We start from the raw sequence: 26,515 nt of genomic DNA on the forward strand, positions 1-26,515 counted from the left end.
TGTAATGCACCTCCCCTCATCCTTACTATTCCCAATAAAAAACTCCTCTTGCGTTCAGGAAAAAATTTTTATTGTCGCTTATTAATAATGTCCAACAGTTCTCGTAGTACTTCCAACACTCTCGGTTCTGCCATACCATATTGTATACTTTCAACCATAATGTTAATGGTGATCATCATGCTGAGCTTGATAAAGAACAGCTTGTGGATAAAAAACCGTACATTCCATACATGTGAAAGAAGTTTTAGTGGTATTTTGACTCATCCAAGCATATAAAGTAACTAAATACTTGCTTGGTACCTATCTGTTTGTTGCACAAAACCAACATCCCTAGTAATCTCTCGTAAGATATTTGGAGATAACAATCTTTAAAATTCTTAAGCAAATAATTGTAATTCATCAGATACAAGAATAGACATAAAAAAACGCTATCCTTTCCTATATATTTATAGAAAGAATAGGTTTTTTCATTTTAATAGTATTACTTGATAGTATTGGCATTCCTATTAAAGCTAATATACAAATAACATCAATAAACTTGTAACTATGCCAACCCAAATGCAAAGAATGAAACAATAACCCATAATGTCTTTAATTTTCAATCCCAGCACACCTAAAAGAGGTAATGCCCAGAACGGCTGAATCAAATTTGTCCATGCGTCCCCCCAACCTACCGCCATAGCGATAGTAGCCGGATCTACACCTAACTTCAATCCTGCCGGGACCTGCAGTGGTCCTTGTAAAGCCCATTGCCCCCCGCCAGATGGCGCCAATAAGTTTACCAGCCCCGCTGACCAATATGTAAATATATCAAATGTATCCTTTGACGCAATGGATGCCATCCATTCAATGATTGAGCTTCCCAAACCTGAACTACCTAAAACAGCAATAATCCCTGCATAAAATGGAAACTGTAAGATAATTGGAGAAATGGATTGCGCAGATTCTTTAAATCCTTGTGCAAAGTTACCAAGAGAACCATGTAGGAGCAAACCAAGTGACAAGAAAAACAAATTAATGATATTTAAATCTAAACTATGACCGTTCATGAATTCATAAACACAATACAACGTGCCGATTGCGCCTAATATTATTCCTAAAACTGGTGTCCATTCCAGTTTTTCCGCAGGAGTTAAACTTTTTTGAGGAGGTTTTACAAAAGAATTTGTATCAGTTTCGATTGCTTTATAGCTGATAATCCCACTTTTTGGAGCCATAAGTACAATAATAATTGGCATCGTGATGAATAGAGTGAAAAAAATAATTAAAGTAGAGTAACTAAAGATTGTTTGTGAGGTAGGAATAATTCCAATCATATCTACAAGAAAATGATCCTTTGTGGCAATTGTCAGGCCAATAGAACTGGAGAGACCTGCGCTATATAAGGCTGTCGGAGCATAAGCAGCAGCTACAAGTAATGGAAAATGTGCATTCGCATTCTTTTTTGCTACTTCCTTTGCAATGATAGCTCCCACAACTACGGCTAGCCCCCAATTGATATAGTATGCAATTGCACTGATCAAAAATGTCATCGTATAGGCCTTTTGAGGTGTATCGGCTAACTTTGCAACAGACTGCAAGGCTCTATTAATAAACGGGACAGAAGCTAACGTCATCCCTGTAACCATTAGCAATACCATTTGCATTGTAAACGTTAAATAAGTCCAAAACCCATCCCCCCAAGATTTTACGATTTTGTACGGATTTGAGGGATTCATCAACAAAGCTATAATGAAAGTAAATAAAGTGAGCAGCACTGCAATAACAAAGGCATCCGGGACATATTTCTGAGACCATCTCGAAAATATATTTGCACATCGTGTAAGCAACGATTCTTTCTTTTCTGGTTCTGAATTTGTCTCCATTAAGGAATGTTTCATAAATATTCTCCTTTCTAAATTTTAATAAGGTAAATATAAATAACATTCCACAAAAGAAAATAAAATCCTTTTGCACTTGCTGCATATTAATCAACTAGATCAATATTCAAATACCGTTCCTTTCAACCTTTCTGGGCATTACCAGCATTAGCGATAGCTGGTTTAGGTGCTCGTGACATTATGGGATTTTGTGTTGTGAACTTACTATATGCGGGTTTTATCATTAGTCTATGCTTCTTATTTATTTAAACGAAAAGCTAGTTTTATACTAGCTTTTTTACATAATAAATCACTTATTTTCCATGAAATTTATAATCTTCTCCCACTCTAACTCCGTAAGATGTAATGACTCAAATGCAAAAAAATCTTCGCACACTTTTTCAATTAGATGTGGATTTTCCCTCAAAAAATTCCACTGTAATACTTTAGGAAGAAAATGCATTTCATATTCTTTACTTCCCCGTACTACCTCATCAACTTCTCTTTCACAAATTCCTCTTATTAAATAATCATTTCTTAACTCTATTTGAATTTGCTGAAATGTTTCGCTGCATTTTTTCAATTGAAGTAAACACGTAACATACTTCCGAAAAAGTTCGCCATCATACTGAACACAGTTTATAATACGATCGACTTCATTCATAATGCACGAGCCTTTTCTTCTATTTGTAATAACCATTTCTCACGCTTTGATACTTTACTCGTTTTCACAGATTGAAACACTGACCGTTTTATATCGCGAATGCCACAAAAACGTAAAATACCTCTCTTCATCATAATCCAATCTGCTGATCGATATAACAATGCGACGTACCATAGAGGCGAGTCTAACGTATTAATAACCCATGCTTTTTTCCCTTGCAATAATCCTTTCGGCAGAGCCCCTTCATATTTATAAGCAAATCCAGCTACGAAAATACGATCGATAAATCCTTTTAAAATTGCTGGCATCCCCCACCACCATATTGGATAGATGAATAGAAGTGTATCTGCTTCTTCTACTAACGTTCTATACCGAGCTGTTTCCTCTTCATTTACTAAATCGCGTCTTTTCTTCTCTTCATTAAATACGAGGACTGGATCAAATTGTTCTTTGTATAAATCAAGTACGGTAACTGAATGATTTGTTTCCTGTAGTCCTTTTTGCACATGATTGAAAATCGCCGCGTTAAAACTTGAAGGGTTAGGATGAGCATATATAATTAGTACGTTCACTACAAAACAACTCCCTCTATACGTTAAAGTTTCTCCTTCTTTAATAACTTCTCTACAATTTGTACGTTTTTCGAACTTTGCAACAATCGATTTAATAATATAAGTAACTCTTCTTTTTTTAAATCTTTCAGTTTCTCTTTAACTGCACTCTCACCAGCACCTTGAATATCATAAACAACTGCCACCATATGTTTACAATAATTTTCATAGGGACACTCACAGTTACTTTCTGAAAAATCTTCGAGATCGATAACTACTTCATAATTCCCTGCATTTCCAGTAACGAAAGCAAACACTTTTTTATCTTGTATTTCAACATCTTCTACATGCCCATCTTCATAATATTCATATCCCTTATCTACAATGTACTTTGGGATCCATTTCGTTATATCTTTTAATAAGTAAGCGTACATAATTGTACCCCTTCCTTTAATTCCCTTTTGACTTCAAAAATCCTGCATGTTATTCTAATTACTGTTAAGTAGCAAGTCTACGTGACAAAACGACTGACACCTATTCGGCGAAGGTGTCTCTTTTCATTTGCAGCCGATATGAATTGCCTCTTTCAGGCACATTCAATTTTTGACACTACACACTCAACACCATTCCCTGTATCAGGCTGCTTTAGCAGTCTTTTACTCTACATACTCCGTTATTTTAAGAAAAAAAGAGAGCTTAGCTCCCTTTTCTCGCCTTATACAATACACCTTTTTCAGCATAGAGATATTCATCAGCTAATGTAATTTTCCCATCCAGTTTTAGTTCGTCTAATAATCTTGATAAATAAAATTGATGCAACATCTTTTTCGTGAATTTTCCTTCATGATGCGAAACGATATGTTCTTGAATATCTAACAATGATATCGGCTTATCTTGCTCTATCATATATTCATAAACTGTACTACGCAGTTTTACGTATTTTTCGAGTGTCACAGTAATGCGCAACCCCTTTCTTCTTAATATAAATTTTCGTAATCGGTTTTTTTGCAATAAAAAAACCTCTCCGATAAGAAGAAGTTACGTATATATCTTCGTCTTATCTCCCAGAACAAATATGTTCTGCTGGAATTAGCACCTGCATCGCGGTTGCTGGGTTTCATCGGGCCAGTCCCTCCACCTCTCTGGATAAGAAAATATTCACTTAATTCTTACTATACGTAATTCCACTTTAATTGTCAAACAAATATAATAAATATAACAAATTATATTTTCTTCCTTACTGTTCATACTACCCATATACGAACATGCAAGGAGGATTATGAAATGCATCAAAATGCTCGCGGATATGTACAAGATTCTTTTCAATCATTACAAGAAGCTAAAAATTGTTTAGAAGAAGCGCTCGAAACAGTTGAAAAAGATTTTAATCGCGCTCGTATTGAACAATCACTTTATGCTGTTGAACAAGCTATTCAACGTTGCGAGTACACCGTTCACATTTTAGAAAAAGATTAAAAACTTCCCATCTATTGATGGGAAGTTTTTTCAAATGGCATACTTCATAATTATTGCCGTTATGATTAAAAAATATACAGAATTAGCAATTTCTAAAATTCCTACTTTTATAATAGAAATTTTTTTGCCATACAACACAATTGCTCGAATGACACTTGGTATAAAAATAAGAGAACACCACGGATTAATCGCAAATACAATTATCGTTAATAAGATATGATATCCCCAAGATATAAGACGATACTTCGGGTTATTTTTTTCACGAATCATCGTTTTCACATAGAACGTACTACCTAAAAAGTATAAAAATGAAATAAGTGCAATGAATAAAGCTGTATGATCGATTTGCTTCATTGAAAAGTAATAACTAATTAACCCACCGATACAAAACACAATGATTGCACAAATATCATTTAATAGTGCTCTTTCATTTTTTTGACGGGCGTAATACATATTCACTATAAATAATGGAATCATTACTATTAAGAATAAAAGAATTCGCCACTCATATAATAAAGAAATCATCCCAAATAGGAACGCAATGCTGAAATAAACAATGGCAGCTTGTAAAAACTCTTTTTTTCGTCTTTGCTTTATGTACGTAAGAAATGGATACGTGGCTAAATAGATAAAAAACCACGCTAAAAACAATGGAATATGATAAATAGTAGGTTTCCCAAGTACGACACTTAATAAAAAAGGAATAACAAGCATGGCCCATGCACCATGTTGCTTCGGAATAACTAACTTCATTAACTATACACCTCACTTTTGAAAAAAGTTCTCACCTACCATTATACAAATAATTTTATATAATAACGGATGCATATTAAATCAATTTTTTGACAAAAAAATGCTCCTTACAATATGTAAGAAGCATGAAAGAGGCAAACGAATATGTAAGTCGCGACCCTACCTTATATGAGTATGCTTTTCTATGTCACGTTATGCTCATCTAATATACCGTATTTCTTTTTAAATCTTGTAAGAATCGTAATCCATGAAGTACTAAATAGTAATAAGAAAATAACATTCGAAATCGCATGGCTCAAATCAAAGTAAAAACTTGCGATATAATACGAAATGACAGTTTCCCACGTTGCTTCTCGTATAAAACCGAGAAGGCCCCAGAAATTCATAATCCAGCCAAATAAAAAGCCAACAATTACTCCGTAAAGAAGTCTTCCCCATAGCTTTTTCATAAAAAATGTATTACGAAGTAGACCTGCTATAAAACCAATCATGCCCCATGAAAACATTTGCCACGGTGTCCATGGACCTTGTCCTAAAAAAATATTGGATATGATTGCTGCTGTAGCACCAATCATAAAACCAGTTTCACTTCCAAATACAATTGCAGAAACGATAATGACAAAAGAAGTTGGTTGTACACTTGGTAAAATAGAAAATGGCACCCGGCTTACTGCTGCAATTGCCGCTAATACAGCAACGAGAACAATTTCACGTGAAACAAACGCCTTCCTTTCAAAACGGATATAGAAAGGTAACATAATAACAACTAATAAAAACAAACTACTTAACATGTAATAACCGTCCATAATAAGTGTAGTAAAGAGTAATGTGCCTATTATTACTGCAAAAATACATATTATGAATGCAACATATCGTTTGGACACGCTTCGTACACATCCTCCCACGTTAATGCATATGGCAATTCTTTTCGAATGAATCGATTAATAGATGTTGTATAAAAGAAGTTACCACTAAAAAATTCTTTCGGTGCATCATTCATAATGACTGTCCCATCAAATAACATCATACATTGATCCACGTATTTCGCTGCAAACTCAATATCATGCGTTGCCATTACAATTGTTGTACCTTCTTTTTGTAGCTTCCTAAATAGCTCTCCTACTCTTTCTTTCTTCCACGGATCTAGCCCCTTTGTCGGTTCATCCAGTAATAATAAAGTTGGCTTTGATAATAATGTCGTACATAACGCAAGTAATTGTTGCTCTCCTCCGCTACAATCGTGCGGATGGCGTTCTTTAAGCGAGTACAACCAAAACTGTTTTAGCGTATCTTCTGCTATTTCTTTTCCTTGTTCTCCGTATAATTCACGTGCACGTTCATACACCTCATCCCACACTGTATCAAATGTAAAATGATAATATGGATGCTGCGATACATACCCAATACTTTTAAATCGTTCTTTCGAATCAATTTTATGTATCACTTTCCCATTCCACTTTACTTTCCCTCTTCTCACTTTTTGCAAACCAGCTAAAAGCGTTAACAGTGTAGACTTCCCTGTCCCATTCTTTCCAACGAGCGCTACCCATTTTCCTTTTTCAATCGAAACTGATAAATCACGTAAAATAAGCGGACTATTTTTTTCGTACTGGAACGAAATATGCTCTGCGCTTAAAATTACCTCTTGCTTTTCACTTTGTGCTATTAGCTCATTTACATATGATATCGCCGAAAAATTATTCATTTTCATTTGCGCCTCTCGCACCGTAAACGGAATATCTCTCACATTCCACTCTAAAAATAGCCTTGGAATTTGCGGAATAAATGGACGGAATGTTTCTACTCCCCACATATTCGTAATAACAGTTTTAGGACTACCATCATACATAATACAGCCATTATCCATACAAACAACGCGTGTTGCAAGCGGGATAACTTCATCTAAACGATGTTCACTTAAAATAATCGTAATTCCAAGTTCTTCATTAATCCGTTTTAATAATCCTAAAAACTCTTTTGCAGCAATTGGATCTAACTGCGCTGTCGGTTCATCTAATAATAGCAATTTCGGCTGCATAACTAATACCGCAGCTAAATTAACAAGTTGCTTTTGCCCACCAGATAACATGTGAACAGATTGATGCAATAAATCTTGAAATCCTAAAAAGCTAATAAGCTCTGCTATTCGTTTTTGAATAATATGTGATGGTAACCCAATATTTTCTAAAGAAAATGCTAATTCTTGAATAACTGTATCCATTACGAGTTGATTTTCTGGATTTTGAAATACCATACCAATTTCTTGAGCAGATAACAAATCAGGTACATTTTCTAATAAAGTACCATCATAATATGTATCCCCAGTACGCTTACCAATTGGAAGTAATTCTTTTTTAAAATGTTTTAATAAAGTCGTCTTCCCGGATCCTGATCCGCCGGCAAGTGCAATAAACTCTCCTTTTTGAACAGAAAGAGAAATATGCTGTAACGCTTTTTCGTTTTCATCAGCATATACAAATGATAAATTGTTTATTTCTGCATGCGCCACCATAACCATTCCCTTCCTTCCATTATAATTGGCAAACTAATAAACATCGTAAATACGATAAACATCATCCCATCGTATTGCTGAAATAAAATAGATTCGACTTTCGGATAAATGATTAACTTTCCTCCGCCATACGTACTACATATGATAGCAATTATAAATAGAATACTTAAATAACTGAGCGTATACCAATCTCGTTTTTCCATTCTATAGCGAATATATGTCGTACGTTTCGTTACACCAAATCCACGAGCTTGCATAGAATCTGCCGTTTGCAGTGCATCTTCCAATGAACAAATTAATAATACTTGCAGCAATTGCATACCATTTTTGACGCGTTCAATTATCGAACCTGAATCTACCTGCACACCTTTCGTCTTTTGAACGAGTGTGATTTTCTTTAATCGCCTTATAAACAAAGGAACAAATCTCACTGTAATCATCGTTAACAATGCAACTTTCGGTGAAATTCTTGAAAACAAATATAAAAATTTATGACTGGAAATAATATCATTGTATGACGCAAACGTAAACATAACTGCAACTAGTAATAACCCCATTACTATTCCAAACATAATCGCCTCAAGCTTAATACGGCTATCACCTAACCAAAATAATGTCGTTCGGCCTCTATGCGTTAATAACGAATTAAATAAAATGACCATAAAAAAGAAAATAATTGTGCTTGGTAACATCTTTCTTATCTTTTCGCTATTCCCTTGCATCACATTTAAAATAACAATTAATAGTATTGCTCCAATTAAAAAAAGAGGATGAAGACACATCATACATAGTATCATCACCCCGATATAATAGAAAAAATTCACAAAAGGATGTAAAGAAGAAAAACTTATTTTCATAGCCCTTTACCGAATGCCTTTCTTATTGTAATACGTATACCCACTCAATTGTATCTCCTGGTTTTACCGTAGCTACACCAGCACTATGGTTTGGAAAAGCACCGTTCACACGATATTTCCATCCACTAGTATCCGCAATATCTTTTTCATATAAATCATTAATACCTTTTACATAAATACTATCTCTAGATCCGCTTGCATCAACATCTAATCCTGTACGTTGCAATACTTTATACACTGTATCGCCTTCTTGTACATCCATCTTTTTCGCACCCATTATATATCCGTTATTTCCTTTTACCGAGATTGTTACTTGTTTTGCTTTAGGTACTGGTGGTACTGGTGGTGGTACTGGTGGTGGCACTGGGTTTGGTGGTGGTACCGGTGTTGGTGGAGCTGGTACACTATTATTCTCTTCTGACTTTTTCTTTTGCTCCTGCTTCGGTGTTTCTTTCGGCTGATTCACAACCTTTGCTTCTTCTTTTACTTCTGGTGCTTTCGGTTGTTGTTTCTCTTCTTGTGCTTGTTGCTGCTCTGGTTGCTTATTTACAGCCGGCTGTTCTTTCGGTTGTTCCTGTTGTTTCTCTTCTTTCTTTACCTCTGGTTGTGCCTGCGGCTTTTCCTCTTTCGGCTTCTCTTCTACTTTTTGTTCTTGTTTCTCTTTCTGCTCTTCTTGCTGCTTTTGCTCTGATTCAGCTTGCTTTTCTTCTGTTTTTTCTTCCGGCTTCGCTTCATCTTTTTGTTCTTCTTGTTTCGCTACCTCTTCTTGCTTCGGTTCTACCTTCTTCTCAGGCTTTACAGCTGCCTCTTCACATCCGGCAAGTAGCCCAAGCGAAAGCAGTAAAGAAATGAACCATTTCACCTTACTCATCCTATCTCTCACCTTTCATACGAAAATTAGGAGCAAATAATTGCTCCTAATTTTTTGTTAAGCTGCTTTACGTCTCCATAATACATATGCAGAAGCAATACATAATACACCCATACCTACTTCTGTTGCTGCACTATGAGAAGATGCTCCTGTTTTTGGTAGACTGTTACCGTTTCCGATTTTTTTATTCTTAACCGGTTCGTTATCTACAACTACTTTTAGATTTTCATCTTTTGTTTCTTGTTGTACTTGGTTTTGTTCTTTCGGTTCTTCAGTAACTTCTTTTTCTACTACATTATTTTCTGGTTCAACGACCTTTTCTGGCTCTTCAATCGGTTTTGGCTTAATTACATCACCAGCGTCTACATTAGACCAATCATAAATAGATTTTCCCATTTCCTTAAATTGAAGTAATGCTAAAAGAGCCTGTTCTGTAGCCATTCCGTTACCATTTTGATCACTTGGTAACCATTTAAATTCACCATTTGAAAGTTGATATGATAATAGGTTTTGCATTGCCTTATGAAGACGATTTTGATCTACATCTTTAACAAGTGATAATCCAATAATTGCTTGCGCAGTACTATTTGAATTTTCTTGTCCATCAGCTGAAAAACCGCCATTTTGCAGCTGTTCGTTATATAAATACGCAACAGCTTTTTGTATAGCTGGTTTCACATCTGATCGCTCTTGATAAGGAGCTAATGCTGATAAAACCATACCTGTTACATCAACGCTACTAGCACTATCTTTACTACCTGAACTATTATAAGTCCATCCACCGTCTGTATGCTGATTATTTAACAGTGCTTCCACTAGAGCAACTCTGTTCCATTTTGATTCAACTGGAATCTCATACTTCTTCGTATCAAATGCAAGTAAAGCAAATGCATAACCTGTAACAGAATTCACTTTATCTGACTCATACAATTTTTGAACTAAATTATGTCCACCTACATTTTTAGGGTCTGCACTCATTGCATTCATCATAATAATTGTTCTAGCTAAATCTGTCGCTGAAAAAACGATTAATGCGCTTTTCTACTTTTTCAGTTACTGACTTAACATAATTTAATTTTGCCTCAATTGGCACATTCTTTCCAGAACGAGAAAGCGCTACAGCTACCCAATCACTTTCAATTCCATCTTGTAACATCTTGTCTGATGTTTTAGAAATGGCTTCATTTAATTGTGCACTTGGAACTTGAATGTTCTCTTGCTGTGGTTGTTCTGGTTTTTTCCCATCTGGCGTTTTACCGTCTTGATCACCTTGGTTTTTCTCATCTGGCGTTTTACCGTCTTGATCACCTTGGTTTTTCCCATCTGGTTTTTCACCGTCTTGATCACCTTGGTTTTTCCCATCTGGCGTTTTACCGTCTTGGTCACCTTGATTTTTCCCATCTGGTGTTTTACCGTCTTGACCTTCTGGTTTTGGTTCTTCTGTTTTGCCACCGTTAGGTTCTTCTGTTTTACACGTTCCGAACTTATCTAACGTTTCTTTCAATGTTTCCTGGCTTATATTGCTCCAGTCTGAAACAAAACGAAAGACAACAACGTCTCCAGATTTTAATTTATAACTATCTGCTCCGACTTCTGCAGACTTATCATTTACATCATACAGCCAAGCACTTGTAGCCCCGGCCATTAAACCATCGATGCCTTTTACATATGTTCCAAACGACATCGTTTCAGATTCTACCTTGTCCCCCATGACCTTTTGCAGCAAACTTAAAGCTGTTTCCCCATCTTTAATTTGCTCTTCTTTCGGACATAACATAATGCCTTTTTGTGATTCCCCAATAATTGCAAGTTTTGCTGTATTTCCTTCAGCAAACGTAATATGTACTGTATTCGCAAAAGAAACAAATACAAGTGTCACTGCCATTAACGACGTAAGCAGCCATTTTTTCAACATTGCCATCCCAAAATTTCCTCCCTTACTACCATTTACACAAAAAAAGGCCCTTCAAGGGCGTGCGATTGACACTCTCTTTTTGTAAGTGTCGAACAAAAATGTACAACACCTCCTACCCGCATCATTCGCGGCTATATTTGTATAGGAAAAATAATTTTGTTTATGAACGTATCATTGTGATAACATTCACTTTTCTTGGCACAACTTACTCCCATTTAAGTTATCATAAAACGATAAACCTATACATTCTGTAAATTTTAAATTTCTGTATTATTTTACTATTGACAAAGAATTTTGTCCATGCTTTATCGGATTTATTTTCTAAGAATAATAACTTATTAACTCTTAACTATGTAAACTCTTTTCACTAATAATGACGCCATCTTCATCCGCATAGACATATTCATTTGGATTCCATTCTACTTGTCCAAAGTGCAATGAAATATTTCGTTCTCCTTTTCCTTCTTTCACACTTCTATTTGGCATCGTTCCTAACGCTAAAATACCAATATTAATATTCTTTAGTTCACTAGAATCACGAACATACCCATTCACAATAATTCCTGCTAGCTTTCTTTCTTCCGCAATAGCTGCCAAATTATCACCGAGTAAAGCACAATTCGTAGACGCTCCGCCATCAACAACTAATACTGTTCCTTCTGGTAATGTTTGCAATCCTTCCTTCACTAGTACATTATCATCTTTCACTTTTACAGTTGCAATTTTTCCGTAGAATTGTTCTTTCTTCCCAAAAGACCGAAAAGACTGGCGACATATTTGTAATTCCTTTTCAAATTCATCACATAGATCTGTAGTTTTCCACATCTTGTTCCCTCTTTTCCTTTTTCTTTCTACATAACATATTCTTGGCTTATTATCGTTTCCCTGTCTAATATTGCAATAATTTGTATGTACGGGAAAGGATACAAAAACTATTGCCTTAAGAAGCTACCTTTATTATAATCTATTTCACAGATTAAATTCAGAATATTAAAAATTAACAAAGTGAAGAAGGAGGGATTTTATGCAAATACAAACTGAGGCAAAAAAACAACCTAGTAAACCAAAGTTTAAAATGCCTGATGCGTACGTACTACTATTTTTTATTGCCTTACTTTGCGCCATTGCTACTTATTTCGTTCCTGCTGGAGAATTTAAAAGGGTTACAAACGGGACCGTTACAACGACAATACCAGGTAGCTATCATTCTGTTCCGCAATCACCTGTAGGATTTGTTTCTTTTTTTACCGCTATTGAAAAAGGAATGACACTTGCTGCTCCTATTATCTTTCTAATTTTATTTACAGGTGGAGCCATTGCAATTCTTGAAAAAACAGGTGCTCTTGACGGTTTAATCTATCATGTTATTAACAAATTTCGTAATCAGCAATTACTTTTCATTTGTATAGTTGCTTCGCTTTTTTCTATTCTTGGAACGACTGGTATTATCGTTAACTCAGTTATCGGTTTTATCCCCATCGGCATCATCGTTGCACGCACATTAAAATGGGACGCTATCGTCGGTGTAGCAATTATTTATTTAGGCACTTATGCTGGTTTTAATGCTACTATTTTATCTCCCTCACCTTTAGGCATTTCACAAAAGATCGCAGAACTTCCGATGTTTTCCGGGATTGGTTTACGCACCGCAATCTATATATCTTTTTTACTTGCCACTATCCTTTATATAAATTGGTATGTAAAACGCTTGAAAAAATCAAATAAAGGAAGCATTCTCGGCGACAACTGGTTTCCAAGTAACGCTCTTTCAAACGAAAAAGAAACAGAGAAAAAAGAAGTTCCTTGGACGATACGTCATAAATTAATTTTACTCGTTTCAGCTTTATCATTAATTGCATTTTTAATAGGCGCTTTTCGTCTACATTGGACGGACGCAGAAATGACCGCTACTTTTATTTTCATTGCAATTACAGCAGGAATAATAGGTGGCATGAAAGCAAACGATATCGCATCCACTTTTCTAACTGGCTGCCAAAATCTTATCTACGGTGCTTTAATCGTCGGAATGGCTCGCTGTATTTCAGTCATTTTAGAACAAGGCAAATTACTTGATACAATCGTTAACCAACTCGCACAAGCTCTCGAAGGACAAAGCCCTGTATTTGGTGTTATCGGCATGTATGTGAGTAGTGCCGCATTACATTTCCTCATTTCATCCGGGACAGGAGAATCGGTTATTTTCATTCCGATATTAGCTCCATTAGCTGATTTCATGCACATTACACGCCAAGTTACAGTACAGGCTGTTATGCTTGGGGAAGGTGTAGTAAACTGCTTAAATCCAACTTCCGGTGTTTTAATGGGCGTTCTCGCAGCAAGCGGCATTTCTTACGGCAAATGGATTCGATTCATGGCTCCACTTGCATTCATTTGGTTTATCATTGGACTTGTTTTTCTTATTATTGGGGTGAATATTGAGTGGGGACCGTACTAAAATACCCATATATACTTAACTTGATAAAATATCTATCCTATTCTCCTCTTCAATCCTATAAAAATCATTTATTCTAGTAAACATATAAGAAGGGATTGATCATAATGATCAATCCCTTTTATCAAAATATAATACCTTTAAAAATCTTAGTTCCAAATTTTATTTACCCATTCAGGATGATCAATAAAAGGATTGCGGTTATGTTGATATTTTGTAAAAATCACTTCATTACGCTTTCGCTCTAAATCATCGACCGGGTCTTGTTCATTCCATTTTAATAAAACAGATAGTTTCCCCATGTATGCATCTTTATTGTTATTCACTTTTTCATTTAGTTCTAAATCTATTTCGCCGTTGTCCCCCTCGTAACGAACAGCCATATAAAACAGCATTCTAGCAATATCTCCTTTTACACTATCACGAGGTTCCCAAGAATCACTATCATATTTACATTCTGTCGCTTCAGAATGATTTACACCACCGTTATCAAAATCCAGATTTCCACGTGAACTATTTACAGATACATCCGTCGCTCTTAAATGATGTAGATCTGTTCCAGGTCCTGCAGTCGTTCCAAAGTCACCGTGAGATTTTGCCCAAACATGCTCTCGGTTCCAGTTATTTACTCCTGATCCATTCGTAAGCTTCCCTTGCGAACGACCAGTATATAAGAGTAACACATTATTTTTATTATTTGGATCTTCATCAGTATCTCTTAGTGCTTCCCAAACCGCACTGTATGATAACTTTGTATGATTATCAATAATATTATGCAGTTCCTTCTTTAATTCTAACCCCGTTTTTCCTATTGCGTTATTATAATATGTATCGTCATAACTTTTTACAATAATCTCTTGTGCTGATGCAGGAGCTACTTCACCGTGTATAGTATCTGTGAATGATAGCGATGCAGAACCTAAAATAAAAAATGAAGATAGTGTAATCATAGCAATCTTTGTATTTCGAAACTTCATATACCCATTCCCCTTTAAAATATAATTTGAAGCTATTCACTAAAAAGTGCTTTCTAACCCCCGAAACCTTTTAGAAATCCATACCCCTTTTCTGTTTATTTAATACACGACTCTATCCAGTCTGTATCACTTCTAAACTTTTTGTTTATTCACATTCCAAACAATTTCACTTTTTACATGGAATATCCTTCTCTTATAAAGATTATTAAAATATTCTTTACAATTAAAAAGTAGTTTAATATTAACTTATAAATTTAAGTTTATTTATGCAATAATGCATATTTGATAAATACTTTAAAAAACAGTTTGAATAAAAAGCATTCAAAGAAAACCATGCCACAAAACAGATACAATCTAAGACAGAAATAATAAAAATCAAGATGATAGCTCGACTTTTCCCTTTTCTATAACTGTCTTTATTTTTGTGTAAAACCTTTCTTTCTCTGAATAATACGTACAAAAATAGATTGGATACCATGTAGGCACCAATCTATTTTAATTAAAGAAACTGTGTCAATTCTGAGTTCACAACACGTTGTGCAGTAATGATAACACTGTCAGCTGTTAGTCCATAAACACTATATAGTCCACCAGGTTGATTAGGAACAATTTGAACTTCATATTCAAATGCTTGTCCAAAAGCAGGATGAACTAAACTTAGAGTTGCAAAAGTAGAAGCATTAGAATTCACATTGAAGTTTACCTGTTCAATTAATACTAATGAACCGTCAAGTCTAAAAACTCTAGCTACTCCAGTAAGTGGGCCCGCAGTACGGTTAAGGATCTTTACCCTAACTCTATTTGCATTAGCAGGTTGATTTCCTACGTTTTCAATTGGTCCTGTAGTAAGTGCCATATAACATCACCCCCATTATATTATTATGATATTCAACGGTATATATTGATGTTATAGTTTAATTACCCAATTTATTTTAAATAAAAAAGCTTGTTTCTTATATTTTCTATAAGAAACAAGCTTTTTTTTCAACTACCATTCCTAAGACAAGTTTATCCGTCTCGAAAACATTTACAGTTACTTGACGTTTATGCTGGAGCAGAACTACTACTATTTACTTTGCATTGAATCTATATATTTTTTAACTACTTCATATACATATTCTTGATTTGCGGCTGCTGTATTTGGGTTATATTTCCCGCCGTTTGTTTTATTATTAGATAATACTCGAATCCCTAAAAATGGGACATCATAAGCTTTCGCGATTTGAGCTGCAGCAGCTCCTTCCATTTCTTCTACAGATGTACCGTATTTTGTATGGAACCACTTAATTCTATCTACTTCATTATTCCAAAGGTCTGCTGAGCCTATAGTACCTTCAACCACTTTACCTTTTGTATATTTATCTTTTACCGCATTAGCTGCTGCAAGTAAATCCTTATCTCCTTCGTAGTATCGGATTTTCTCAGCATTTGGATCTTCTCCTGCACTTCCTTCAGAAGCCATTAAGTCCATAGATATCCATTTTGTCGGCTCAATTCCTTGATTCTCATCCATATTTGTTGTTTTTAATGAACCTATATTTGCAACTTGTTTTCCTAATACAATATCAAATACATTTAAATTTGGATCATGTCCACCTGATGTTCCTTGGTTAATAATTGCTGTAGGTTTATATTTTTCAATAGCCACCGCTGTAGCAGCTGCTGTATTCTCCATTCCTTTACCTGTTTTCGCAACGATTACAGGATAATTGTCGACAGTTCCTTTATAAAATACAAAAGTTCCAGACTTTTCTTCTTTCACATTTTTTAGCCTTTTCGCAAACTTTTCTGCTTCTATCGGCATTGGCCCTTGAATTAAGATAGGTTTTTGATTGCTTTTTTCCTCAACTTGTTTCGGACTCGCATTACATCCCACAAGTATCGAGAATGACAATGCAACAGTAGTTACTAGGGCAGCACATTTTTTCAACGTATTCTTCTTCATAAATAATCTCTCCTCTTTCTCTTGTTGTGTTTTCTATACTCGATGCTTTTGGTCCAAACAAAAAAGTTCTAGAAATTGTAGAAGAATCTCTACTTTCTAGAACTACGGTAGTCAAAGTTAATTGAGCAAAAGATAAAACAAATGCCAAATTATAGATCGGTAGCGCTCATTAGCATAGAACGGCCGAATACTTTAACCCGTAGTCCAGTTCTTTCATTGGGAACTAGGTAGAAACGCTCGGACCATATTACCGAGTATATACGAGTGATGTTATTCAAAATTATTATATGGATAATATAACAAACTATTAGTGTGCGCGCAATTAAAACATGAACATTTTTCGTTAAGTTTTTAAAAATGTTCGTTTTTAAAGATAAATCCGATAAAAAAATAACCTTCCCAAATAACTTACATCGTAAAAAAAATATATACTAAACTAGTTTATCCTACAGCAATCGTTAATGAAAATCTTCCTAAAATAAAAAGAAGTCCCATAAAACTAGAACTTCTTTTTATATGTATATTTACTTCGTTACCTCTCCAAACTGCGCTCTCGTCACTTTCGCCAAGTCATCCACTTTCAGCTCAATTTGTATACCAATCTTCCCGCCACTTACGATCATCGTTTCAAGTGATTGGGCGCTTTCATCGATACATGTAGAAAATAACTTCTTCATTCCGACTGGTGAACAACCACCGCGAATGTATCCTGACACTTTCGTAATATCTTTTACAGGAATCATTTCAATCTTCTTTTCACTTACTGCTTTTGCGGCAGCTTTTAAATTTAATTCCTCATCTACTGGGATGATAAACACATGATAATTTTTACTATTCCCTTGAGCGATTAACGTTTTATATACTTCTCTCACTTCTCGTCCAATTTTCTCGGCTACTGATACGCCATCAATTTTCCCATCGTCTGGATCATATGACATCATCGAATATTCGATCTTTTCTTTATCTAATATTCGCATCGCATTTGTTTTATCTTTTTTCATAACGTTCTCCTTAAAAGGTTATTTCATATTATTAAGTTTTATTATACACCCTTTTCCATTTCTCCTACATAACTTCACGTATATTTCAAAACTAAAAATATTGATAATTCAAAAATCATCTGATATAATTTGGAAAAACTTACGTTAAGGAGAGATTTGCAATGCGAAATTTTAATACTTCTTTCCAACTTCATCATCATACGTAACGCCGTGTATCCGAAGAAAAATTTTTCTTCGTGGGTACAGGGCTTTTCCTGTTGACCCACGAAGCGTTCATAAAGCTATGTGGGTATTTTTATACCTGCATAGCTTTTTTTAATTAAAAAAAGGAGTGATTACAATGGAAATGAAAAATGTAAAAGGAACGAAAGACTATTTACCAGAGGAGCAAGTGCTGCGAAATAAAATTAAAAGAACTTGCGAAGATACATTTGAACGATACGGATGCAAACCGTTAGAGACACCAATGTTAAATATGTATGAGCTTATGTCTTACAAGTACGGTGGTGGCGATGAAATATTAAAAGAAATATATACACTTCAGGATCAAGGAAAACGTGACCTTGCCTTACGCTATGATTTAACAATTCCATTCGCAAAAGTCGTTGCAATGAATCCGAACATCCGCCTTCCTTTTAAACGGTATGAAATTGGAAAAGTCTTTCGAGATGGACCAATTAAACAAGGAAGATTTCGTGAGTTCATTCAATGTGACGTTGATATAGTTGGTGTAGAATCAGTTATGGCAGAAGCTGAACTTATGAGCATGGCGTTTGAGCTGTTCCGAACATTAAACTTAGAGATAACGATCCAATATAATAACCGAAAACTGTTAAATGGTATTCTTCAGGCCATTAACATCCCTACTGAATTAACAAGTGACGTCATTTTATCATTAGACAAAATCGAAAAGATTGGGATTGATGGTGTACGAAAAGATGTATTAGAGCGCGGAATTTCTAAAGAAATGGCTGATACAATATGTAATACTGTATTATCTTGTCTAAAGCTTTCAATTGATGACTTTAAAGACGCTTTCAATACTCCAATCGTTGCCGATGGAGTAAACGAATTGCAACAATTACAGCAATATTTAATCGCTCTTGGAATAAATGAAAATGCTATATTCAATCCGTTTTTAGCGCGAGGACTTACAATGTACACAGGCACCATATATGAAATCTTTTTAAAAGATGGATCGATTACATCTAGCATCGGTAGCGGCGGTCGATACGATAATATTATTGGGGCATTCCGTGGCGATAATATTAGCTATCCAACAGTCGGTATTTCATTCGGTTTAGACGTTATTTATACAGCACTCTCACAGAAAGAAACGATATCATCTACAGCGGATGTATTTATCATCCCACTCGGGACAGAATTACAATGCTTACAAATTGCCCAGCAATTACGTTCTACCACTTCCTTAAAAGTCGAACTCGAACTAGCAGGACGCAAATTAAAACGTGCTCTTAATTATGCCAATAAAGAGAATATCCCTTACGTGCTTATTATTGGTGAAGAAGAACTTAGTACAGAAACCGTTATGCTGCGGAATATGAAGGAAGGTAGTGAGGTGAAGGTTCCCCTTTCTTCTTTAAGTAGTTATTTATAATACGAACCACCCTCGTTTGGGTGGTTTTTCTATTTTATAGATAAGGAAACAATTAGTTAACATAAAATAATTATATTATACTAAAAACCACAAGTGTTTAATATCCAATCACCTATCTTTTTTGGTAATATATAGATATTAATTATTTTAGGAGGATTTACTTTGAAAACTTACATACAAGCACTAAAGTGGCCTACAGGGATCTATCATCTTTTATTACTTCCTTGCTATTATATATTTCCAAGTCTTGTTAACCTAGATGGGATACCTTTACTACTATTGATTGCTTTACATATCACTACTATTTTATTAGCTAAAAAAGCAGGCATGAATACGTACGCTCATTATATAGGTATTATCGTTACTCTAGTTGCCTTCTTTCCTTATATAGAAATCCTTCTACATATGATAGCAGCCATTTTTCTTTTATTAGATGCTGTTTCTATGAATGCAAAAGAAGTGTATGATTCATAGATGGATAAAATGAAACTTTAATCCATAGAGTTTTGAGATAGGTTGGCAAAAAGGATTTACTTTTTAAGTAAACCTTTTTTTCATTTTTAATTACTTTCCTTACTCAAGACTAATAAAAGAATATTCTGTTTATTTTTTATAAATTTCTAAATATTTATAATACATTCAAATTAACATACATTTTAGTTATGTAAAAAATCTAAGTTTTAAGGAGATGAATCCATGCTGAAAAAGTTGGTAGCAGGTGCATTATTAACTGTTTCGTCGTTAACTGGAGGACTGGGGTCAGTATCAGCTAGTACCGAAAAGGATTATTCGATTAGCTCTTTTGAATATGTAACTGTAGATGAAAAGACTGTAGATTCGTTTAACAAATTGGGTGCTCCATCTAAGGAAGACGTAAAAATAACTGTAGTTCTACCGAAACAAAATCAAAATGGAGACTGGTTATCTTATGGATTTTCGAACAAAGAAAGTTTAGATTCTTTTATTGAAAAAGACAAACAAAGGTTGAATAATACAATCAATCCCCTTGGTGTTGGAGGGAGCGGACCTAATAGTACAGATTTCTATGAACATGCAAATAAAGGTGGCGAGTATTTTTCTCTTAGTAGCGGTTTTAAAAATTTGCCTCCTAATTGGCAAAATAGAATTTCTTCTGTAAGTACAGCATCCCCTACTGCTAGCTATTCGACAACGCTATGGGATCGTACTTCAACTGAAGGATATGGTAAAGGTATCGTCTTCAAACACTCTGATTGGTATGGTAAAACTGTAAACTTGAATGACTTTGCAATTTCAGCAGTTGAAGTTAAAAAGTAAAAAACATAGAAATAAAGTGAAACTTTAATCAGTGGGGGTTTTGTTCATCCCCCACCTAACTTCTTTGCTTCCACTGAATTTTGAGGTGGGGATCTTACTGCCCGTTAATGCGGGATAAAAGGTGTCTTTACGTATGGAAAACACCTTTTATTTCTACAACTCTTAACTATTATTTTTCGTATTCCTACTTTCCAAAACTTTCTCCATATTATGAGTCGCCCATTCCATCATTAATAGAATCATTGGACGTAGTGATTCACCAAGCTCAGTTAACGAATATTCTACTTTAGGTGGAACTTCACGGTATACTTCACGATGGATGATGCCGTCTGCTTCAAGTTCTCTCAGCTGCAGTGTTAACATTCTTTGTGTGATATTAGGTTTTAATCTTTTTAATTCATTAAACCGCTTTGTACCATCTAATAAATGATACAAAATAACCCCTTTCCATTTTCCACCAATAACCTCAACCATAGCTTCAACTGGACAAGAATATTTATTTAAAAATGGGTAATTTATATTATTTTCATTCGAACAATCCATCATAACTCCTTTCCCTTACCAATAGTATCTTTTTTGATACTATAACACAAAAATGTGCGTACTTGTGTCTATGTTACTTTAAAAATATAATTTACTTACAAAATAAATTAACGAAAAGAGGAACTTTTATGACAAATACAAAAGAAATTACAAAAGAGAAAATTATGGAGGCTTTTCATTTCAGACATGCATGTAAAGAGTTCGATCCTATACACAAAATTTCAGAAGAGGATTTTAAATTCATTTTAGAAACAGGCAGATTATCTCCTTCTTCTTTTGGATATGAGCCTTGGAAATTTATTGTCGTACAAAATAAAGAATTAAGAGAAAAACTACAACCGTATTCATGGGGCGCTGGTGGGCAACTTGCAACAGCAAGCCACTTCGTCATTGTTCTTTCAAGAAACATTAAAGATATGCACTATGATGCAGAGTATATTAAATATATGATGAACGATATTATTGGATTGCCTGAAGACACTCAAAAAATTAGATATGAATTCTTCAAAAAGTTCCAGGAAACAGATTTTAACTTATTACAATCCGATCGTGCTGTATTTGATTGGGCATCTAAACAAACTTATATTGCTTTAGGTAATATGATGACGAGCGCAGCTCAAATCGGTATTGATTCTTGTCCAATAGAAGGATTTGATAAAGAGGAAGTAGATTCTTTACTTCGTCAAGAAGGCATTATACAAGGCGATAACTTTGAAGCATCAGTTATGGTTGCCTTTGGTTACCGTAAAGAAGAGCCAAAGCGTGATAAAACAAGACAGACTATGGATACAATTGTTGAATGGATTAAGTAATATAGCACACACAAATAATGCTCCTAATAGCTGGATACTTATACTAAAGAACTATCAGTCGTTTTTCTTATGTATGAATTTGATTTTTCATGGAAAGATATATTAGTATGTATACAGTTTGAGCGCTCTATTTTTAGAGTCGAACAGGAGGAGAATGAATATGTCTGATATTGAAGTTGGCGAAGTGTTTACTCTTAGTGATGAGAATAACGAAGAGCAAGAAGTAGAAGTACTTGGAGCGATGGATGTCGAAGGCGCAGAATATATTGCAGTTGCCTTTGTTGAAGATATCCAAACAGAAACTGAGGAAGACATTGATATTTTCTTTTTAAAAGTAGAAGAAGATAATGAGTTTTCATACATTGAAAATGATGAAGAGTTTGATAAAGTATCTGCTGCGTTTGAAAAGATTTTAGATGAACAAGAACAAGAGTAAACACGAGGGGGGATGCATATCCGCCCTCTTTTTATTTATTACTCATCCAGAGACTCACGCAGTAATTGCAGTACATCTTTCATCGCAAAAGGTCCATCTTTTTTAACATGCTCCGCAAATTCTGAAACGAGACGTAATGTTCTCACACTTTCGATTGGATGTTCTCCTGATGCACTTTCAGCTGAAAGCATAACTGCATTCGTCCCGTCCAGTACAGCTTGAAACACATCAGTCACCTCTGCTCTTGTTGGAATAGAATGATCTACCATAGATTGAAGCATTTGTGTTGCTGTAATGACATATGTATTCGTTCGATTACATTCCTGAATCATCATTTTCTGTAAAAGCGGAATGCATTGATACGGTAACTCTACTCCTAAATCGCCCCTTGCAATCATAATTCCATCTGCTTCTTTACATATATCTTGAAAATTCTCGATTGCTTCCATCGTTTCTATTTTTGCAATTACATTAGGTGACGTTTCTTTATACTGTTGTATAAAATCCCGTATTTCTTTTATATGACTAGGTTTTCTTACGAAAGAACACGCGATAAAATCAACATTCTCTTCTAAAAGAAACTGAATATCTTTTTTATCTTTCTCTGTAATAGCTGGTAAACGAACAGCCGCATCTGGTAAATTAACTCCTTTATGAGATGAGATATTGCCACCTGTTTTTACCTTCGTTTCTATTTTGTCCGTACTTATCTTTTCAACAATTAATTCAACTTCTCCATCATTAATCAAAATTCTACTGTCTACTTTCACATCATTCGCAATTCCTTCATAATCAACGCTTGCTTCTGTATTACTCCCTGTAACTGGTTGTGTATGTAAAATAAAAGAATCTCCTGCCTGAAGTGTAATTTGCTCTCCCTTCACTTCACCTAATCTTATTTTAGGACCTTGTACATCACCCAAAAATTTAATAGAGTCATCTAATGATTTCACTAAACGAATGATGTCTTTATGACTTTCATGCGTGCCATGCGATAAATTTAGTCGAACAATTTTCATACCATTCTTTATTAACTGTGCTAACGTTTCTTTATTATTACTTGCGGGTCCAATTGTACAAATTCGATCAATTGTCATTTTTGTCACCATCCTTTTTTAAATAAGTTTCCCATATGAATTTAAAAATAACAGACATAATGACATGAATAGATTAAAATTTACACAAATTTCATAAGGTTAAACCTATATTCCTTGCTGGCTAAGCATTAGAAGATATATTCGCTTTTTTGCAAATGAAGATATGTTGAATTGAAAGTAAAAGAAAAGTTAAATATGGGATAAACCATTGAGAATTTCGAATTTTTCATATATTGTACGAATTGAGTTCGAACTCAAAAATTTAAAAAGGTGGGAAAATTAGTGAATATGAAAAAATCTTTATCGGTGACAACTTTAGGGTTAGCGGTTTTAGGTTTTGGTTTTACTAATAACGCAAGTGCTTCAGAGGTCGACACTGTAGACAAGCAGCCCGTTTTAGTTGACTTTGATACAATTCAATCAACAAAAACATCTATTGTTCCTAGTTTGACTGTTGCAGCTGCACCTAAGAATGACTCTAACATTAGCGTATATACTCCCTTTTTTGGTAACCCATATGCAGTTGCGAAATCGAAATCAACTACGACCGAAGACTATGTTTATGCAAAAGCAAGAACTTTCAATGGCGATGGCTCATTAGTAAATACGAAAAGTAATAGTGCAAAAAAATCATCCTTTGTAAATGCTACAGCGACCAACACAAGCGTTTATTATGGAGATGATTACGCTATCGGTAATCATACCTATAAATTAAGTGGTTATAATGATGTAAATCACGAAACAAAAGCCTTCTGGTAAGAAAGAGAAAAAAGATATGCATCTTGCATATCTTTTTTCTCTAATACTTTACATATATTGAGGTGCTATTTATGAAACAAATATATATTATTAGCGGTGTTTTACTTATTTCATTACTTACAATTTATATTTTGTTCAATACTTCAATCATACAACCTCATCCTCTTTCCATAGAAAATAAACGAGAGCAACAAACCAATACTATTTCTTACGGATTGAAGGATAATCAAGGCCAACATATCAACAATGGCAGTACAATTACTAGTGAGGATAATAAAATTAATGTAACATTATCATTCGTACATACTATTAATGAAAACCGAAAATATGGATTAATTGTTCTAGAAGATTACGAACAAAAACCTTTTAGAATAGAAGATACTACTAATGAAATATCACACTATTTTTTTGATATGAAACCAAACAGTTCAATTACTACGAAAATCTCTTTACACACCTCTCCTAATGGAAATGAATTAACCTTTTTAATAATTAAAAAACCTGAATACAAATTAAAAGATAATAACTTAAATAAAGCAGCAATTTTAGAAGTTATTCTAAGTATGCGATATTCAATGCATCCTTTTCAGAAAGAAAACGAAAAAATAAAACTCTCCCTTATAGATCCAGATGCTATTTTAAAAGATGGTCTTTACGAACCATTATTTGTTACGAACCGTGAAGAGAACTTACAAACTGTCTTCTTTGAAAAGGAAGGCAAGCAATTAACCCTATCAAACGGTAATGAAACGAATGATGAAATGACTTACGCAATCGTAGCTTTTAAAGATTGGAAACAAGTTGAAATATTTAACAATAGAAAAGTCGTTTATACTAAGGTTGCACCTGAAACAAGACAAATCTTTAATTTCACATTGCCTTCAGTGGATCAGGAAAGTAATTTTCAACTCGTTGCTTTTCCATTTCCTTTTAAAGTTAGCGAAGAAGATTATATCAGTCAACAAGCATTCAGTTCCTTTCGCATCGTAATTGAAAATGATAATAAATAAGTTATACTGTGCACATTACAACAACCTAAAAAAGGCCTACTCACACGAGTAGGCTTTTGAAACTATGAAAGTTTCGTCAATAACTGATTTAAATCTTTTTTCGTTTTCGTCGTTAATGATTTCATTTTATTAATATCGATTTTTTCTTTCTCCGCTCCTACAATTAACGGATACATACTTTGACCGATTGTTTTAGAATCCGTCGGATGTGATGCTTCTAGCTCTTTTTCAATCACGTCCCACTTTTCATTAATTTGTTTGCCAAGCTTATTCACTGTTTCCAATTTTGGATTAGCAGCTAACTGCTTGTCCAAGCTATCAATTAATGCCACAACTTCTTTAACGTTCGTTTTCACAGCAACACTTTTCTTCGGATCTTTCGTTGTCTTTTCGTTATTGTTTGTGTTTGAGCTTGTACTTGTGCTTTGATCTGCTGTTTTCCCGCTAGTCGTTTGGTCATTCGTTTTTCCTGTCGTTTCTTTTTCTTTTGTTTTCACATTCTCATTTTGAGTTGACGTTTTGCCGTTACTTTCTGTTCCTGATGATTCTTTCGTATTTTTTGCATCTTTATCTGTTTTTTCATTTGAAGAAGTATTTGTTTCTTTTTCAGTATCTTTCGTTGTTTTGGACGCTTCATCTGCACTTGTCGTTTTTGCTTCTCCTTCATTTTGCGCTGTTACTTGCTCTTTCTTTTCTGCCTCTTTATCTACTGATGGACTACAAGCTGCCATAGTAAGCATTGTACCAATTGTTATCGATGCGATAGCGACCTTTTTCATTTTCATATAAATCCCCCTATGTTTACTTTATTTATCCTCCCCTTTACGATTCGATTTCCCCTTAAAAAATCCCTTTTCATACGAATTACCATCTTTCCGACAGTAATCTTCATAATAATACGGACAAAAACTGATAAACTCATTTTAATATTCGAGTTTCTTCTACTTCATTTTTCTGCTCGTAAGTAAAAGAAAAAGAGTATATTGTCACATTAAGAATTACTATCTTTATATGACGATATACTCTTCTATCAAATTTTTATCTTTCTTGACATTTTATTTATACAAAAAAATAAAATTTCCTTTCGTTTTTTGTTTCTCAACATTTGTTA

27 protein-coding genes, 3 pseudogenes and 2 riboswitches are annotated in these 26,515 nt (G+C 34.5%); of the genes and pseudogenes, 10 read left to right on the forward strand and 20 right to left on the reverse strand.

All coding sequences use genetic code 11. From position 1 onward, the window contains the following. Window positions 1-216 precede the first annotated feature (216 nt). Window positions 217-365: pseudogene (locus BCG9842_RS32050) on the reverse strand (IS4 family transposase); the annotation flags it as partial. Window positions 366-512: 147 nt separating this feature from the next. After that, entirely contained in the window at window positions 513-1,880 is a 1,368-nt protein-coding gene (locus BCG9842_RS16145) for a short-chain fatty acid transporter (RefSeq protein WP_000682890.1), read from the reverse strand. A gap of 123 nt (window positions 1,881-2,003) precedes the next feature. On the opposite strand from BCG9842_RS16145, the pseudogene BCG9842_RS30095 reads away from it, so the two are divergent. Next, window positions 2,004-2,129: pseudogene (locus BCG9842_RS30095) on the forward strand (TIGR00366 family protein); the annotation flags it as partial. A 40-nt stretch (window positions 2,130-2,169) separates the two neighbouring features. Here BCG9842_RS30095 and BCG9842_RS16150 read toward each other — a convergent pair. The 4 genes from BCG9842_RS16150 to BCG9842_RS16165 form a co-directional block, all read right to left on the reverse strand. Beyond that, the gene (locus BCG9842_RS16150; RefSeq protein WP_001006472.1) at window positions 2,170-2,523 is read right to left on the reverse strand and encodes a hypothetical protein; all 354 of its coding nucleotides are present in this window, start codon (window positions 2,521-2,523) and stop codon (window positions 2,170-2,172) included. After that, window positions 2,520-3,095, reverse strand: a complete 576-nt coding sequence (locus BCG9842_RS16155) for an NAD(P)H-dependent oxidoreductase (protein ID WP_001101572.1) — start codon at window positions 3,093-3,095, stop codon at window positions 2,520-2,522. Before BCG9842_RS16155 ends, BCG9842_RS16150 begins: the two co-directional genes overlap by 4 nt. Window positions 3,096-3,118: 23 nt before the next feature. Continuing rightward, window positions 3,119-3,508, reverse strand: a complete 390-nt coding sequence (locus tag BCG9842_RS16160; RefSeq protein ID WP_000271530.1) for an SWIM zinc finger family protein — start codon at window positions 3,506-3,508, stop codon at window positions 3,119-3,121. A gap of 262 nt (window positions 3,509-3,770) precedes the next feature. Continuing rightward, on the reverse strand, window positions 3,771-4,028 hold the full coding sequence (locus BCG9842_RS16165; RefSeq protein ID WP_000171476.1) for a hypothetical protein: 258 nt from the start codon (window positions 4,026-4,028) through the stop codon (window positions 3,771-3,773). A 100-nt stretch (window positions 4,029-4,128) separates the two neighbouring features. Further along, window positions 4,129-4,227, reverse strand: a riboswitch (SAM riboswitch). A gap of 131 nt (window positions 4,228-4,358) precedes the next feature. Here BCG9842_RS16165 and BCG9842_RS16170 point away from each other — a divergent pair. Continuing rightward, complete coding sequence (locus tag BCG9842_RS16170; protein WP_000554032.1) at window positions 4,359-4,550, forward strand: hypothetical protein; 192 nt, start codon at window positions 4,359-4,361, stop codon at window positions 4,548-4,550. Between the two features lie 30 nt (window positions 4,551-4,580). On the opposite strand, the gene BCG9842_RS16175 is transcribed toward BCG9842_RS16170, so the two are convergent. The 7 genes and pseudogenes from BCG9842_RS16175 to rraA all read right to left on the reverse strand — a co-directional run bounded on the left by BCG9842_RS16175 (window position 4,581) and on the right by rraA (window position 12,283). Beyond that, window positions 4,581-5,303, reverse strand: a complete 723-nt coding sequence (locus BCG9842_RS16175; protein ID WP_000779995.1) for a YwiC-like family protein — start codon at window positions 5,301-5,303, stop codon at window positions 4,581-4,583. 182 nt (window positions 5,304-5,485) lie between these two features. Beyond that, window positions 5,486-6,187 carry an ECF transporter S component gene (locus BCG9842_RS16180; RefSeq protein ID WP_000044893.1) on the reverse strand — a complete coding sequence of 234 codons (702 nt, stop codon included), beginning with the start codon at window positions 6,185-6,187 and terminating at the stop codon, window positions 5,486-5,488. Further along, complete coding sequence (locus BCG9842_RS16185; protein ID WP_041488130.1) at window positions 6,160-7,821, reverse strand: ABC transporter ATP-binding protein; 1,662 nt, start codon at window positions 7,819-7,821, stop codon at window positions 6,160-6,162. Before BCG9842_RS16185 ends, BCG9842_RS16180 begins: the two co-directional genes overlap by 28 nt. After that, complete coding sequence (locus tag BCG9842_RS16190; protein ID WP_041488131.1) at window positions 7,794-8,672, reverse strand: energy-coupling factor transporter transmembrane component T; 879 nt, start codon at window positions 8,670-8,672, stop codon at window positions 7,794-7,796. The genes BCG9842_RS16185 and BCG9842_RS16190 overlap by 28 nt, the downstream gene beginning before the upstream one ends. A gap of 22 nt (window positions 8,673-8,694) precedes the next feature. Then, window positions 8,695-9,543 carry a DUF4430 domain-containing protein gene (locus BCG9842_RS16195; RefSeq protein ID WP_000048890.1) on the reverse strand — a complete coding sequence of 283 codons (849 nt, stop codon included), beginning with the start codon at window positions 9,541-9,543 and terminating at the stop codon, window positions 8,695-8,697. A 57-nt stretch (window positions 9,544-9,600) separates the two neighbouring features. Next, a pseudogene (locus BCG9842_RS16200) lies at window positions 9,601-11,464 on the reverse strand (DUF4430 domain-containing protein). A gap of 339 nt (window positions 11,465-11,803) precedes the next feature. After that, window positions 11,804-12,283, reverse strand: a complete 480-nt coding sequence (gene rraA / locus BCG9842_RS16205; protein WP_000266049.1) for a ribonuclease E activity regulator RraA — start codon at window positions 12,281-12,283, stop codon at window positions 11,804-11,806. Window positions 12,284-12,482: 199 nt separating this feature from the next. Between rraA and BCG9842_RS16210 the strand changes: the two genes are divergently transcribed. Next, window positions 12,483-13,913 (forward strand): YfcC family protein, encoded by a 1,431-nt coding sequence (locus tag BCG9842_RS16210; RefSeq protein ID WP_001166969.1) that lies wholly within the window; start codon window positions 12,483-12,485, stop codon window positions 13,911-13,913. A gap of 146 nt (window positions 13,914-14,059) precedes the next feature. Here the strand turns inward: BCG9842_RS16210 and BCG9842_RS16215 are convergent, their stop codons facing one another. The 4 genes from BCG9842_RS16215 to ybaK form a co-directional block, all read right to left on the reverse strand. Further along, the gene (locus BCG9842_RS16215) at window positions 14,060-14,887 is read right to left on the reverse strand and encodes an endonuclease I family protein (RefSeq protein ID WP_000672181.1); all 828 of its coding nucleotides are present in this window, start codon (window positions 14,885-14,887) and stop codon (window positions 14,060-14,062) included. 499 nt (window positions 14,888-15,386) lie between these two features. After that, a complete protein-coding gene (locus BCG9842_RS16220) occupies window positions 15,387-15,743 on the reverse strand; it encodes a hypothetical protein (RefSeq protein WP_001229421.1) in 357 nt (118 codons plus the stop codon). 210 nt (window positions 15,744-15,953) lie between these two features. Then, window positions 15,954-16,832, reverse strand: a complete 879-nt coding sequence (locus BCG9842_RS16225) for a 5'-methylthioadenosine/S-adenosylhomocysteine nucleosidase (RefSeq protein WP_000742458.1) — start codon at window positions 16,830-16,832, stop codon at window positions 15,954-15,956. Between the two features lie 180 nt (window positions 16,833-17,012). Next, a riboswitch (purine riboswitch) is annotated at window positions 17,013-17,116 on the reverse strand. Between the two features lie 240 nt (window positions 17,117-17,356). Then, window positions 17,357-17,833 carry a Cys-tRNA(Pro) deacylase gene (gene ybaK / locus BCG9842_RS16230; RefSeq protein ID WP_000710860.1) on the reverse strand — a complete coding sequence of 159 codons (477 nt, stop codon included), beginning with the start codon at window positions 17,831-17,833 and terminating at the stop codon, window positions 17,357-17,359. 340 nt (window positions 17,834-18,173) lie between these two features. Between ybaK and BCG9842_RS16235 the strand changes: the two genes are divergently transcribed. The 3 genes from BCG9842_RS16235 (at window position 18,174) to BCG9842_RS16245 (ending at window position 20,747) form a co-directional block, all read left to right on the forward strand. Next, window positions 18,174-19,451 (forward strand): histidine--tRNA ligase, encoded by a 1,278-nt coding sequence (locus BCG9842_RS16235; RefSeq protein ID WP_000425332.1) that lies wholly within the window; start codon window positions 18,174-18,176, stop codon window positions 19,449-19,451. 162 nt (window positions 19,452-19,613) lie between these two features. Next, window positions 19,614-19,925, forward strand: coding sequence for a hypothetical protein (locus tag BCG9842_RS16240; protein WP_000860703.1), 312 nt, complete (start codon window positions 19,614-19,616; stop codon window positions 19,923-19,925). 222 nt (window positions 19,926-20,147) lie between these two features. Next, window positions 20,148-20,747 carry a hypothetical protein gene (locus tag BCG9842_RS16245; protein ID WP_000914419.1) on the forward strand — a complete coding sequence of 200 codons (600 nt, stop codon included), beginning with the start codon at window positions 20,148-20,150 and terminating at the stop codon, window positions 20,745-20,747. Between the two features lie 162 nt (window positions 20,748-20,909). Here BCG9842_RS16245 and BCG9842_RS16250 read toward each other — a convergent pair whose 3' ends face one another. Beyond that, window positions 20,910-21,290, reverse strand: a complete 381-nt coding sequence (locus BCG9842_RS16250; protein ID WP_000340656.1) for a winged helix-turn-helix transcriptional regulator — start codon at window positions 21,288-21,290, stop codon at window positions 20,910-20,912. A 128-nt stretch (window positions 21,291-21,418) separates the two neighbouring features. Here BCG9842_RS16250 and BCG9842_RS16255 point away from each other — a divergent pair, with 128 nt between their 5' ends. After that, complete coding sequence (locus BCG9842_RS16255) at window positions 21,419-22,102, forward strand: NAD(P)H-dependent oxidoreductase (protein WP_000185604.1); 684 nt, start codon at window positions 21,419-21,421, stop codon at window positions 22,100-22,102. A gap of 154 nt (window positions 22,103-22,256) precedes the next feature. Then, the gene (locus BCG9842_RS16260) at window positions 22,257-22,538 is read left to right on the forward strand and encodes a DUF1292 domain-containing protein (RefSeq protein WP_002005464.1); all 282 of its coding nucleotides are present in this window, start codon (window positions 22,257-22,259) and stop codon (window positions 22,536-22,538) included. Between the two features lie 38 nt (window positions 22,539-22,576). Here the strand turns inward: BCG9842_RS16260 and BCG9842_RS16265 are convergent, their stop codons facing one another. Beyond that, on the reverse strand, window positions 22,577-23,635 hold the full coding sequence (locus BCG9842_RS16265; protein WP_000151077.1) for a pyruvate kinase: 1,059 nt from the start codon (window positions 23,633-23,635) through the stop codon (window positions 22,577-22,579). Window positions 23,636-23,917: 282 nt separating this feature from the next. Here BCG9842_RS16265 and BCG9842_RS16270 point away from each other — a divergent pair, with 282 nt between their 5' ends. Beyond that, the gene (locus BCG9842_RS16270) at window positions 23,918-24,394 is read left to right on the forward strand and encodes a hypothetical protein (RefSeq protein ID WP_001056350.1); all 477 of its coding nucleotides are present in this window, start codon (window positions 23,918-23,920) and stop codon (window positions 24,392-24,394) included. Window positions 24,395-24,465: 71 nt separating this feature from the next. Then, window positions 24,466-25,404, forward strand: coding sequence for a hypothetical protein (locus BCG9842_RS16275; protein ID WP_000810165.1), 939 nt, complete (start codon window positions 24,466-24,468; stop codon window positions 25,402-25,404). Between the two features lie 62 nt (window positions 25,405-25,466). Here BCG9842_RS16275 and BCG9842_RS16280 read toward each other — a convergent pair whose 3' ends face one another. Further along, window positions 25,467-26,189 (reverse strand): hypothetical protein, encoded by a 723-nt coding sequence (locus BCG9842_RS16280; protein ID WP_000782564.1) that lies wholly within the window; start codon window positions 26,187-26,189, stop codon window positions 25,467-25,469. Between the last annotated feature and the right edge of the window lie 326 nt (window positions 26,190-26,515).

This window comes from Bacillus cereus G9842 (assembly GCF_000021305.1).
Lineage (GTDB): Bacteria > Bacillota > Bacilli > Bacillales > Bacillaceae_G > Bacillus_A > Bacillus_A thuringiensis_S.

Coding starts and splice junctions, on each gene's coding strand:
- BCG9842_RS16275 (WP_000810165.1), top strand. CDS start 24,466: ATGAAACAAATATATATTATTAGCGGTGTTTTACTTATTTCATTACTT.
- rraA (WP_000266049.1), bottom strand. CDS start 12,283: ATGTGGAAAACTACAGATCTATGTGATGAATTTGAAAAGGAATTACAA.
- BCG9842_RS16265 (WP_000151077.1), bottom strand. CDS start 23,635: ATGACAATTGATCGAATTTGTACAATTGGACCCGCAAGTAATAATAAA.
- BCG9842_RS16220 (WP_001229421.1), bottom strand. CDS start 15,743: ATGGCACTTACTACAGGACCAATTGAAAACGTAGGAAATCAACCTGCT.
- BCG9842_RS16150 (WP_001006472.1), bottom strand. CDS start 2,523: ATGAATGAAGTCGATCGTATTATAAACTGTGTTCAGTATGATGGCGAA.
- BCG9842_RS16210 (WP_001166969.1), top strand. CDS start 12,483: ATGCAAATACAAACTGAGGCAAAAAAACAACCTAGTAAACCAAAGTTT.
- BCG9842_RS16145 (WP_000682890.1), bottom strand. CDS start 1,880: ATGAAACATTCCTTAATGGAGACAAATTCAGAACCAGAAAAGAAAGAA.
- BCG9842_RS16175 (WP_000779995.1), bottom strand. CDS start 5,303: ATGAAGTTAGTTATTCCGAAGCAACATGGTGCATGGGCCATGCTTGTT.
- ybaK (WP_000710860.1), bottom strand. CDS start 17,833: ATGAAAAAAGATAAAACAAATGCGATGCGAATATTAGATAAAGAAAAG.
- BCG9842_RS16245 (WP_000914419.1), top strand. CDS start 20,148: ATGCTGAAAAAGTTGGTAGCAGGTGCATTATTAACTGTTTCGTCGTTA.
- BCG9842_RS16255 (WP_000185604.1), top strand. CDS start 21,419: ATGACAAATACAAAAGAAATTACAAAAGAGAAAATTATGGAGGCTTTT.
- BCG9842_RS16235 (WP_000425332.1), top strand. CDS start 18,174: ATGGAAATGAAAAATGTAAAAGGAACGAAAGACTATTTACCAGAGGAG.
- BCG9842_RS16215 (WP_000672181.1), bottom strand. CDS start 14,887: ATGAAGTTTCGAAATACAAAGATTGCTATGATTACACTATCTTCATTT.
- BCG9842_RS16260 (WP_002005464.1), top strand. CDS start 22,257: ATGAATATGTCTGATATTGAAGTTGGCGAAGTGTTTACTCTTAGTGAT.
- BCG9842_RS16225 (WP_000742458.1), bottom strand. CDS start 16,832: ATGAAGAAGAATACGTTGAAAAAATGTGCTGCCCTAGTAACTACTGTT.
- BCG9842_RS16250 (WP_000340656.1), bottom strand. CDS start 21,290: ATGGATTGTTCGAATGAAAATAATATAAATTACCCATTTTTAAATAAA.
- BCG9842_RS16195 (WP_000048890.1), bottom strand. CDS start 9,543: ATGAGTAAGGTGAAATGGTTCATTTCTTTACTGCTTTCGCTTGGGCTA.
- BCG9842_RS16160 (WP_000271530.1), bottom strand. CDS start 3,508: ATGTACGCTTACTTATTAAAAGATATAACGAAATGGATCCCAAAGTAC.
- BCG9842_RS16185 (WP_041488130.1), bottom strand. CDS start 7,821: ATGGTTATGGTGGCGCATGCAGAAATAAACAATTTATCATTTGTATAT.
- BCG9842_RS16190 (WP_041488131.1), bottom strand. CDS start 8,672: ATGAAAATAAGTTTTTCTTCTTTACATCCTTTTGTGAATTTTTTCTAT.
- BCG9842_RS16170 (WP_000554032.1), top strand. CDS start 4,359: ATGCATCAAAATGCTCGCGGATATGTACAAGATTCTTTTCAATCATTA.
- BCG9842_RS16280 (WP_000782564.1), bottom strand. CDS start 26,189: ATGAAAATGAAAAAGGTCGCTATCGCATCGATAACAATTGGTACAATG.